We start from the raw sequence: 10,681 nt of genomic DNA, 5'->3' as shown, positions 1-10,681 counted from the left end.
CGATGGTTGAGCAAACTCTACATTAAACTGAGGGAAGTTTCGGGGGGCAGGTCAGGAATGATCCGTGAAAGTCCAATTAGAGAACGTCCCAAAGGTCATCGCCATTGCGCGCATCGTACTCTTCGCAATGGCATTCCTCTGCTTGTTTGTGCTCGATTTGAGTTTGCTAGCACTTATTCTCGTATCTATCCCGCTCCTGTTCCGCATCGCGATGCGCAGCAAACGCTTCAACATCCGTGTGATTGAAATCCTTACGGGTGTCCCAGTACACGTCAGCAAACCAACGTCGGAAGCTCCGCAAAACCAACCTTCACTGCACACAGACAATTCCAGCGCAACACGTGCTCCAAACTACTTTCGCGATCCAATTGCGATGTCGCCAGATAAAATTGGCGCGCTTATCGATCAAACCGCAGAGCCTGCCCTGCGCTTAAAACGTCATTGGCCTCCGCAAGTGTCCTTTCTTGGCAATTCATGGCTTGGCGGCGCACCTGCTTTGCCTGACGGACTCGCATGGCCAACGCATCCTGATACCGGCCTGAGCCTGCATCACCTTGCGCAAATTGACCTCTCTGAAATGCCCTCCTTGGCAACAGGGGCCAAACTGCCGAAAGAGGGAATGCTGTGGTTTTTTGCGGACATCAGCATTGACTTGGAGTGGTCCGAAGGTCCCCCAGCCAAAGGCACGGCTGTGGTGTTTCATCCGACCTCTACCAAAGGCATGCAGCTTGCCGCGGTCCCCGAAACCTTGCCAGAAGTCGACCACCCTGACGACCAAATGACAGGCCCGCTTTGGAACTTTAAAGGGCCTAATTTCGCGCTCTACCCACGTTGGCCGATCACAGCCCATGAAACCCTTGCTTGGCCCTTTCAAGACAATCAGCCAGACGGTGTCACTGATCCAATGGCCTATTCCGAGGCGTTACAAGCACGTGAAAAGGACGAAAAAGCCAAGATTTGCGGCCAAGCTGTGCCTGAAGATTACCGCGCAAAACTGATCACCAAAGAGATCCCAGAAGAGCGCACCCGCCCCAATGGAACCACTTTCACCTACAATAAACCGATCTATGCGCCAGAGCTTTGGGGGGCCACATTTCCATTTACCGCGCGGTTTGCCCACCATACGCTACGCTGGATGAACCATGATTTTGCGACTGCGCTCCAAGATGCCAGCGGCAGAATTTCCTATGCCAAAAAGACGAAAAATGCGCCGCAAGAGCGTGATTTGAAAGTTTTGGAAACCAACGCACCTGTCCTAGAAAAACTGGACGCTTTGATGCGTGATCTTAAGCAAGCGGAACAGGATACACCGCTGAGCGCTGCCCTAAATGAACGCACGCAAGCCTTATTCATCACGTTCTTTGACAAGGCCTCCAGTGGCAGTAAAGCCGACGGATACGCACAAAACGGTGCAATTGATTTTGCTGCTGAAGCAATGAGCACTCCCGCCCTCTTTGATACCGTGCCGAGCGCGCTGCTGGAGCAGGTCGCACCAACGCTGCAACCATGGCATCATTATACCGAACATTTCCTGCTTGGACCCAAAAGTTCAGCCACCAATCCGACTGCGGGCAAAGGCATTCGCCTTGCGCAATTTGATAGCGATTATGCGTTGCGGTTCATGTTCTGCGACGTTGGCATCATTGATTTTTGGATTGACGAGGACGACCTCGCCGCAGGTCGCTGGGACAAGGCCTATGGCGCGACAGCGGGCGGCTAACACCTAGGACTTGCCAAGCTGCGCGCATCGCTTCAAAGCTGCGCTCATGACAGAATGGCATCAACTCCCGACCGAACCTGCCTTTGTGCAAAACCCCTACCCAGCCTATGCGGCCGCGCGCAATCGCGCTGCGGTCCATCATTGGCCTGCCTATGGGATGAAAGCAGTGTTCAGTCATGCCCTTGTTGCGCAAATTCTCAAGGATCGTCGCTTTGGTCGCGAACCTTTGGAACCTATCGATTTTGCCCCACACCTCGCGCCATTCTACGCAATCGAAGCGCACTCCATGCTAGAACTGGAACCACCCCGTCACACGCGTTTGCGCTCTTTGGTTTTGCGCGCCTTTACGTCTCGCCGCATCAAAGAACTTGCGCCAGAGATTGACGCACTCTGCGATGATCTGCTCGACAAGTTGCCCCAAGACGAACCCTTTGATCTGATCAAACACTACGCGACGCCTATTCCCGTCATTATCATCTGTCGCCTGCTCGGCGTGCCAGAAACTATTTCTGATCAATTTCTTACGTGGTCAAATGATATGGTTGCGATGTATCAAGCCCGCCGCGACCGCGCGATAGAAGACCGCGCCGCGCGCGCCTCCTCAGAATTTGCGGATTTCATTCGAAGCTTTGCAGAACAGAAGCGCCAAACCCCAGGCGATGACCTTATTACGCAACTTCTGAGTGCCGAAGAAAACGGCGACAAACTCAGTATGGATGAGCTGATCACCACGTGCATCTTGCTCCTCAATGCAGGGCACGAAGCGACCGTGCATACCATCGGCAATGGCGTCAAAACGCTTCTCGAAACGCGCACGCCGCTCAGCGCATTGCAAGACAGCACGATAGATCAAACCGTCGAAGAGATTCTGCGCTTTGACCCGCCCCTTCATGTGTTCACGCGCTATTGCTACGCGGATATGGAACTCGACGGTCATACGTTCAAACGCGGAGATGAGATCGCCTTGATGTTGGCTGCCGCCAACCGTGATTCACTGCAATGGAGTGATCCAGACAGCTTCGATCCGACCCGCAAAATTCTTACTAACACCAGTTTTGGCGGCGGTTTGCATTTCTGCGTCGGTGCCCCTCTTGCGCGGCTTGAACTACGCGTGAGCATCCCCAAGCTGTTTCGCCATTTTCCTAATTTGCGCATCACAGAGCCACCCAAATACGCCAATCTCTACCATTTCCATGGATTAGAAAGTCTTATGCTGCGCGCCTAACTTTGACGCGGCAGACTTGACAGCTCCGCGTGATCGCGGCTCCTCTTACGGATTTAGCCTTTAGGAGATTTCACATGCAACGCATCATATTTGCTTTTTTCTGCACACTGGCACTGCCCGCGACAGCCCAAGAACGCATTCTCAGCGCGCAAAAAGCCAAAGGGTTCGACACCGTCATCACCCAATGCGTCAGCCTCACGCGCGCAGCCTTTGCCAATGCCGGCTGCGATGATTTGTTGATACGTATCGATCCAATGGTTCGTGCAGAAGGCCTCAAACATATCGGCTTAGGTCGAACCGAATGGGGCTTTGGCAATGACGTCTTCTTGCGCCCACCGGCCGAAGCAGACATAGCCAATTCAGTCTATCTAACAGCTTACTTGCGCGGCTCAATTGATCCACCAACGATGTCTGTCTGGCTCTCACTTTACAAAGAAACCGCGCAAGGGCGGCTGATCCTTTGGGAAGATTCCGGCCTCGGCGCGGGCGATCAATCCTATATCGCAAACGCCTTGTCCCAAGGCCTCGCTCAAAAACTCACACCCGTTTTCCAAACCCTCGGCCAAAACCGTGAAAACTAACATCTTCCTCTCTTCATAAGTATCCCGGGGAGCACGAGGGGCTGGCCCCTCGCCCTTGTCGGATTGCGGCAGCAATTCGAAACCCTACAAAGGCAGCGCAGTCGTGCTCTTTATCTCTTCCATCGACAAAAGCGCTGTAACGTTATGCACTTTTACCTCTGAAATCAGCGCCTGATAAAATACATCATACGCGCGCGCATTCTGCACACGCACCTTTAGAATATAGTCAATATCGCCGGCCAAACGATGCGCCTCTTGCACCTCTGCGCGATCCAACAGCGCTTTCAAAAACGCCGCCTGCCAATTCGCATCATGCTCTGACGTGCGGATCAAAACGAAGAAACACGCTTCGAATCCAAGCGCTTCTGCGTCCAGTTTCACGGTTTGTGCCCCAATAATACCGGCCTCGCGCATTTTGCGAATCCGGTTCCACACGGGCGTCTTGGAAGAGCCTACTTCGCGCGCAATCTCATCGAGCGAACGGTCTGCATCCACTTGCAACGCGCGTAAGATTTTTCGATCCGTCTCATCAATCCGAACAGACATTCGTATTCCTCCAGCGTTTTAGAACACATACTCCACAAAGCAACTCATTGCAAAACATTGTCCCTATCAAACCCAGGTATCTAGCAACATATCAGAACTTTTTCCTATATTGGACGCAGAAACAGAACGCAGGAACAGCCTCATGGATCATTTCCCAATATTCGTCGCCCTCGCTGGCCGCCGCGTGATCCTCTCAGGGGGCGGTGACGCCGCGCTCGCCAAGCTCCGCCTCCTTCTCAAAACCACAGCGCATATCACGGTGTTCGGTCCGAATGCCGCGCCTGAAATCAAACAGTGGCACGCCTCAGGCAAGCTCACATATATCCCGCGACAGATCGAGCCAGGCGATGCTATGTGCGCCGTTCTCGCCTATGCAGCTGATGAAGACGACGCGCTTGATGCGCGCACCTCGCAAATCGCCCGTGCAGATGGTGCGATGGTAAATATCGTGGATAATCTTGGGGATAGCCAGTTCATTACCCCCGCCATCGTTGACCGAGACCCCGTCACAATCGCGATCGGAACCGAAGGTGCAGCGCCCGTTCTCGCCCGCGCAATCAAGGCGGATTTGGAAGAGCGCTTACCGCAAAAGCTCGGCACCCTCGCGCGCATCGGTAAGTCCTTTCGCAAAGCCGCTGACGCCCTCCCCATGGGCCGCGCGCGCCGTGATTTCTGGCGCGATTATTACTTCAACAGCGGTCCCAAAGCGGACAGTAACGCAGACATCCAATCCGCGCTCGACACCACGCTCGCCAAGCACATTGCACAGAAACCTCGCGACGCGCATGTCGCCTTCGTCGGCGCGGGCCCCGGTGATCCAGAACTGTTGACCCTCAAAGCGCGCAAGGCGATTGTTGAGGCGGATGTGATCATCCACGACCGTTTGGTTACTGGCGAAATCCTCGAACTCGCCCGCCGCGAGGCCCTGATTGTCGATGCCGGCAAGGAGGGGTTCGGCCCCTCCATGAGCCAAACCCGCATCAACGCCCTCATCGCAGAGCACACCCAAAACGGCGCGCAAGTCGTGCGTCTCAAGTCTGGCGATCCCACCATCTTTGGGCGCCTTGATGAAGAAATCGAAACCTGTGCAGCCCATAATATCGCTTACTCAATTATCCCCGGCATCACCGCCGCCTCTGCTGCTGTGGCAAGCATTGGGCAAAGTTTTACGCGCCGTGGGCGCAACGGCTCAGTGCGGTTCTTGACAGGTCACGACATGAAAGGCTTTGCCGATCACGATTGGGCGTCCCTCGCAAAACCTGACGCTGTCGCGGCTATCTACATGGGCAAGAAAGCCGCGCGCTTTGTGCAAGGGCGTTTGCTCATGCATGGGGCTGATCGCCTTACGCCTGTTACTCTGATCGAAAACGCCTCACGACCTGATCAACGTATCATTCCAGCGACACTCGAAACCCTCGCAGATGTCACAGCCGTCACCGGCCCCGCCGTCATTTTCATCGGCCTCGCCCCGCGCGACGCCGCCAATTCACTCGCTGATCTTCCACAAGAGGAATTCGCATAATGCCGCATCATTTCACACCCAAAGTCGTCACCGCCAACGCCCTTTTAGAGGGCGATGTGGTCTACCTTACCAACATCGACACATGGACGCGCGATCTGAAAGACGCGATTTTGTTGACAGATGACGCTGATGCAGACCTGCGTCTTCTTCAAGCTGAAGCGCAAACAGGCATCGTTGTCGGAGCTTACCTTGCGGATATGAAAGACGGGCCAGATGGCCCAGAGCCCAGTCATTTTCGCGAAGCGTTTCGCCGCAAAGGCCCCTCCAATTACGCACACGGCAAACAGGAGCAATTCTGATGTACGCTTATTCTGAGTTCGACAAAAATTTTCTCGCCTCGCGCAACGCACAGTTCCGCGCGCAAGTGGAGCGCCGCATCGCCGGTCATTTGACCGAAGATGAGTTCAAACCGCTTCGCCTGATGAACGGCGTTTACCTGCAACTACACGCTTACATGCTGCGTGTCGCTATTCCTTATGGCACGTTGAATAGTGCGCAAATGAATATGCTCGCGCACCTCGCCGAGAAGTATGACAAGGGCTATGGTCATTTCACAACCCGTCAGAATATCCAGTATAACTGGCCTGAATTACGCGATATTCCTGACATGCTCGACGATCTTGGAACGGTTGAGATGCACGCGATCCAGACCTCTGGCAACACCATCCGCAACGTGACTGCGGATCATTTCGCAGGTGCCGCTGCCGATGAAATCGCTGATCCGCGTCCTGTGGCCGAGTTGATCCGTCAATGGTCTACAGACCACCCTGAATTCCAGTTCCTGCCACGCAAATTCAAAGTTGCGGTGACCGGTTCCGAGAGTGATCGCGCGGTGACGCGCGCCCATGATATTGGCTTGCGCATGGTCGAGCGTAACGGCGTTGCAGGTTTTGAGGTCATCGTAGGTGGTGGTTTGGGACGCACGCCGATGCTTGGCAAAGTCATTGCTGATTTCTTGCCGCGAGAAGATTTACTGCCCTACCTTGAGGCAATTGTGAGCGTTTATAATCTGCTTGGAAGACGCGATAACAAGTACAAAGCGCGCATCAAAATCACCGTGCATGAGAATGGCTTGGAAAAGATCCGTGATCTCGTCAATGAGCGTTTTGTTGATATCAAAGCGCGATTTAGCGGGTTCGATCAAGCGCTGCTCGACGAAATCAACTCTCAATTCGCGCCGCCTTTTTTCAAAAAAGGTGATATTGCGATTTTTGAAAAATCGCGCGCCCAAGATCCGGTGTTTCGCGCATGGAGCGACACAAATCTGCACGCGCACAAGGCGGATGGATATTCCATCGTCACCGTCTCGATGAAAGCCCATGGCGCGACGCCCGGCGATGCGAGTGCCGATCAGATGCGCGTCCTTGCGGATCTCGCGGCGCGCTTTGGCCATGACGAATTGCGCATTAGTCATGAACAGAACGTGATCCTGCCGCACGTGCATAAATCCGACCTACCTGAAGTGCACAAAATCCTCAAAGCGAACGGTCTGGGAACTGCCAACATCGGTCTGATCTCTGACATTATCGCTTGCCCCGGAATGGATTATTGCGCTCTGGCGACAGCACGCTCCATCCCAATCGCGCAACAAATCGCGACCCGTTTTGACGAGTTGAAACTAGAGCATGAGATTGGCGGATTGAAGATCAAAATCTCCGGCTGCATCAACGCCTGCGGGCATCACCATGTGGCGCATATCGGTATTCTTGGCCTCGATCGTGCTGGGGTTGAGAGTTATCAGATCACGCTTGGCGGTGATCATACGGAAACGGCGGCGATTGGTGAACGTGCGGGTCCGGGCTTTAGCGCGGATGACATTATTCCTGCGATTGAACGGCTGGTTGAGAACTACCTCGATTTCCGCTCGGACGCCGAGGAAACGTTCATACAGACTTACCGTCGTCTCGGCATGGCGCCGTTCAAAGCCGCGCTTTATCCTGAAAAAGCGCAGGCAAATGCAGCTTGACCCCCTCGCGCGCAAACTGAACGCACGCCTGACGTCCTGCAGCGCTGAACAGGCGTTGCGGGTTGCGGTGGATGCGCCAGAACTTGGGAGCATCGCGCTCGTCTCCAGCTTTGGTACAGAGGCGGCTGTCTTGTTGCATCTTCTGGCCCTAACCAAACCAGATTTGCCTGTGGTGTTTTTGGATACAGGCAAACATTTCACCGAAACGCTGGTCTACCAACAAGAGCTAAGCGAGCGATTGAACCTGCGCAATGTGCGCATCATTTCGCCTGCTCCCAAAGCGTTGAAATCCAGTGATCCAAAGGGCCGTTTGCATGAACAAGACAGCGACGCCTGCTGCGCTTTGCGCAAAACCGATCCGCTGGAACAGGCCTTGGCAGCAATACCGAACCTCTCTGCGCTGATCACTGGTCGCAAACGGTTTCAGGGCGGTGCGCGCAGCAAGATCGAGGTGTTTGAAGCCGATACAAAAACAGGCGTGATCAAGGTAAACCCGCTCGCCCATTGGTCGCCCCATGATCTGCGTGACTACATGGAAGAAAACCGCCTGCCCAAACATCCCTTGTTGGCCAAGGGCTATCTCTCCATCGGCTGCGCGCCTTGTACCAGCCCCGTTGCCGCAGGCGAAGACCCGCGCGCAGGACGCTGGCGTGGATCACAAAAGGCCGAATGTGGCATACATTTCATCAACGGGCGCGCAGTGCGTGGACCGATCAATCAGGAAGTAACGCTATGACGATTTTGGTAACGGATATTGGATTTGGCGCGGATGATTGGCAACACGCATATGACGGCGCGATTGCGCTTGATCTGGCGTCAGACGTTGACCCGACTGCGCTTGAAATCCCTGACAGTGTTGAAATGATCCGTGTTGATTTCCCGAATTTCTCGGACGGTCGTGGCTTGACCATCGCGCGGCAATTGCGCCTGCGTGGGTTCAAAAAACGTTTGCGCGCGAAAGGCCATGTGATCGCGGATCAATACGCCATGGCACGGCGTGCGGGATTTGATGAGGTCGAGATCGACGACAGTCTCGCAACCCGCCAACCCGAACCCGATTGGATCGCACGTGCAGATTGGCAAGCGGATGATTATCAGGCCCGCCTGCGCGGCTAAAGTCTAGCGCGATCAAATGACGCGACAGCAACGAAGGGTGCCCCGCGCCCTTCCCAAACGCATGAAACCCTATTACATGAGGAAACGGAGATATATTCCGTTTGTACACACATGAATGAGATGACGCCCGTGACCCAGTCCGAAGCCCCCACAACACCGATATTGCCAGACGCCCAAACCATAACCGCGGTCACTCATTGGACGGACAAGCTATTCTCGTTCCGCATGACGCGGCCTAACACGATGCGCTTTCGTTCAGGTGAGTTCGTGATGATCGGCCTCATAGGGGATGTGAACGAGAAGACTGGCAAAGCAAAGCCGCTTTTGCGTGCCTATTCAATCGCTTCGCCCTCTTGGGGTGAAGAGTTGGAGTTCTATTCGATCAAGGTGCAAGACGGTCCTTTGACGTCTCGTTTGCAACATATCAAGGTCGGCGATGAGGTGATCATGCGCCCCAAGCCTGTTGGCACTTTGGTGCATGACGCTTTGCTACCGGGCAAGCGTTTGTGGTTCTTTGCGACAGGCACGGGTTTCGCACCGTTTGCCTCGCTTTTGCGCGAGCCACAGACCTATGAAGATTACGACGAGGTGATCATCACCCACACATGCCGTGAAGCGGGTGAGTTGACCTATGGGCGCGAATTGATCGAGGGCTTGAAGACTGACGAATTGCTCAATGAGGTGATTGGTGAGGGTTTCTGGAAAAAGATCAAATACTACCCCACGACCACGCGAGAAGAGAGCCCAAAGATGGGGCGGATCACCGATTTGATGCGTTCAGGTGAGGCGTTTTCTGATCTAGAGGTCTCAAAGCTGAACCCCGAGAGTGACCGCGCAATGATCTGCGGGAATCTCGCGTTTAACCTTGAGCTTAAAGAGATGTTTGAGGAATACGGGCTTGAGGAAGGCGCGAATTCCAAGCCTGCCCACTATGTGGTTGAAAAGGCGTTTTTGGACTGATCTGGATGGGTGCGTGAAATCACGCACCTACATAAGGGGCGCTGCCCCCGCTCGATCAAGATCGACCTCCCCCGGGATATTTAGAAAGAGAGGAAGCCATTTAGGTGGCCTCTAAAAGGGCGGGAGATTTAGCCGCGAAACCTGTTGATTCAATTTAGGTTTTGTTAAGAGATGTCCCCAATGGATGACGCGCAAGTGCGATACGTTCAATAAGGTGCGAGCGTTTCGCCCTCCACCGTGATGCGGTGCATCAAGCGTTCGTGCCCTGCGTAATCGGCGCAGGCGAAGTGTTGCACGAGGCGGTTGTCCCAGATGGCGACGGAGCCTGCTTTCCAAGTCACGCGACAGGAATATTCTGGGCGCGTGGCATGGGCAAAAAGGTAGCTCAAAAGCGGCGCGCTTTCCTAAGGTGTCCACCCTTCAAAGTTCAATGTGAAGTCACCATTCACATAGAGACATGGCGCACCAGTCGTTGGATGAGCGATGACGACCGGATGCACCACAGGTTGGCGAAATGCGCTTGTTTGCGCGTCGATGCCCACGTTGCTCTGCGCGAAACTACCATCGGAATGCACAGCACGCAGGGTGCGAAGGGTCTGCGTAAGCCCGTCGCTGAGGCCTTCGTACGCAGCAGTCATCGACGCGAAAAGCGTGTCTCCACCGAAGGGAGGCAACGCGCGCGCAGCGAGGATAGAACACATCGCAGGGGCCGGATCGTAAGAGTGATCCGTGTGCCAAGTGCCACCGATCACGTGGGTCATTTCGGGTTTGGTGCGTACTTCAGCGATCATTGGATGAGTGTCTACAGGCGCGAAAAAGCGGTTTATGTCGATGGGGCCAAACCGCTCGGCCAGGGCGATGTGCGCTTCAGGCGTGAGGTTTTGGTCGCGGATGACAATCATGCCGTGTGAAAACAGGGCAGCGCGTATTTCATTGAAACTGAGGTTATTTAGCTGTGTCAGGTCAATGTTAGTAATTTCGGCCCCGACGGCGCCCGCGAGTTTTCTGATGTGCATTGCGCAGCCTCCATGTCCGTTTGAGGGAG

General features: G+C 54.5%; 10 protein-coding genes and 1 pseudogene. 9 read left to right on the top strand and 2 right to left on the bottom strand.

Features of this window, described 5'->3' with window-relative positions:
* Positions 1-64: 64 nt before the first annotated feature.
* The 3 genes from PFRI_RS07935 (at position 65) to PFRI_RS07925 (ending at position 3,526) form a co-directional block, all read left to right on the top strand.
* Positions 65-1,720 (top strand): DUF1963 domain-containing protein, encoded by a 1,656-nt coding sequence (locus PFRI_RS07935; RefSeq protein WP_072630165.1) that lies wholly within the window; start codon positions 65-67, stop codon positions 1,718-1,720.
* Between the two features lie 46 nt (positions 1,721-1,766).
* Positions 1,767-2,945, top strand: coding sequence for a cytochrome P450 (locus tag PFRI_RS07930; RefSeq protein WP_072630164.1), 1,179 nt, complete (start codon positions 1,767-1,769; stop codon positions 2,943-2,945).
* Between the two features lie 74 nt (positions 2,946-3,019).
* Complete coding sequence (locus PFRI_RS07925) at positions 3,020-3,526, top strand: hypothetical protein (RefSeq protein WP_072630163.1); 507 nt, start codon at positions 3,020-3,022, stop codon at positions 3,524-3,526.
* Between the two features lie 84 nt (positions 3,527-3,610).
* On the opposite strand, the gene PFRI_RS07920 is transcribed toward PFRI_RS07925, so the two are convergent.
* On the bottom strand, positions 3,611-4,072 hold the full coding sequence (locus tag PFRI_RS07920) for an Lrp/AsnC family transcriptional regulator (RefSeq protein WP_072630162.1): 462 nt from the start codon (positions 4,070-4,072) through the stop codon (positions 3,611-3,613).
* Between the two features lie 142 nt (positions 4,073-4,214).
* Between PFRI_RS07920 and cysG the strand changes: the two genes are divergently transcribed.
* From cysG to PFRI_RS07890, 6 genes are all read left to right on the top strand, one after another.
* Entirely contained in the window at positions 4,215-5,594 is a 1,380-nt protein-coding gene (gene cysG, locus PFRI_RS07915) for a siroheme synthase CysG (RefSeq protein ID WP_072630161.1), read from the top strand.
* Positions 5,594-5,893 carry a DUF2849 domain-containing protein gene (locus PFRI_RS07910; RefSeq protein ID WP_072630160.1) on the top strand — a complete coding sequence of 100 codons (300 nt, stop codon included), beginning with the start codon at positions 5,594-5,596 and terminating at the stop codon, positions 5,891-5,893. The genes cysG and PFRI_RS07910 overlap by 1 nt, the downstream gene beginning before the upstream one ends.
* Positions 5,893-7,560: a nitrite/sulfite reductase gene (locus tag PFRI_RS07905; RefSeq protein WP_072630159.1), complete on the top strand. Its 1,668-nt coding sequence runs from the start codon at positions 5,893-5,895 to the stop codon at positions 7,558-7,560. The genes PFRI_RS07910 and PFRI_RS07905 overlap by 1 nt, the downstream gene beginning before the upstream one ends.
* Positions 7,550-8,296: a phosphoadenylyl-sulfate reductase gene (locus PFRI_RS07900; RefSeq protein ID WP_072630158.1), complete on the top strand. Its 747-nt coding sequence runs from the start codon at positions 7,550-7,552 to the stop codon at positions 8,294-8,296. Before PFRI_RS07905 ends, PFRI_RS07900 begins: the two co-directional genes overlap by 11 nt.
* Entirely contained in the window at positions 8,293-8,676 is a 384-nt protein-coding gene (locus PFRI_RS07895) for a DUF934 domain-containing protein (RefSeq protein ID WP_072630157.1), read from the top strand. Before PFRI_RS07900 ends, PFRI_RS07895 begins: the two co-directional genes overlap by 4 nt.
* Positions 8,677-8,787: 111 nt before the next feature.
* Positions 8,788-9,636 (top strand): ferredoxin--NADP reductase, encoded by an 849-nt coding sequence (locus tag PFRI_RS07890; RefSeq protein ID WP_072630156.1) that lies wholly within the window; start codon positions 8,788-8,790, stop codon positions 9,634-9,636.
* A 206-nt stretch (positions 9,637-9,842) separates the two neighbouring features.
* Here the strand turns inward: PFRI_RS07890 and PFRI_RS07885 are convergent.
* Positions 9,843-10,652, bottom strand: a pseudogene (locus PFRI_RS07885) (TauD/TfdA dioxygenase family protein).
* Between the last annotated feature and the right edge of the window lie 29 nt (positions 10,653-10,681).

Origin of the sequence: Planktotalea frisia (assembly GCF_001890925.1) — a bacterium.
Taxonomy (GTDB): domain Bacteria; phylum Pseudomonadota; class Alphaproteobacteria; order Rhodobacterales; family Rhodobacteraceae; genus Planktotalea; species Planktotalea frisia.
This window is presented reverse-complemented; position numbering and strand designations above follow the sequence as displayed.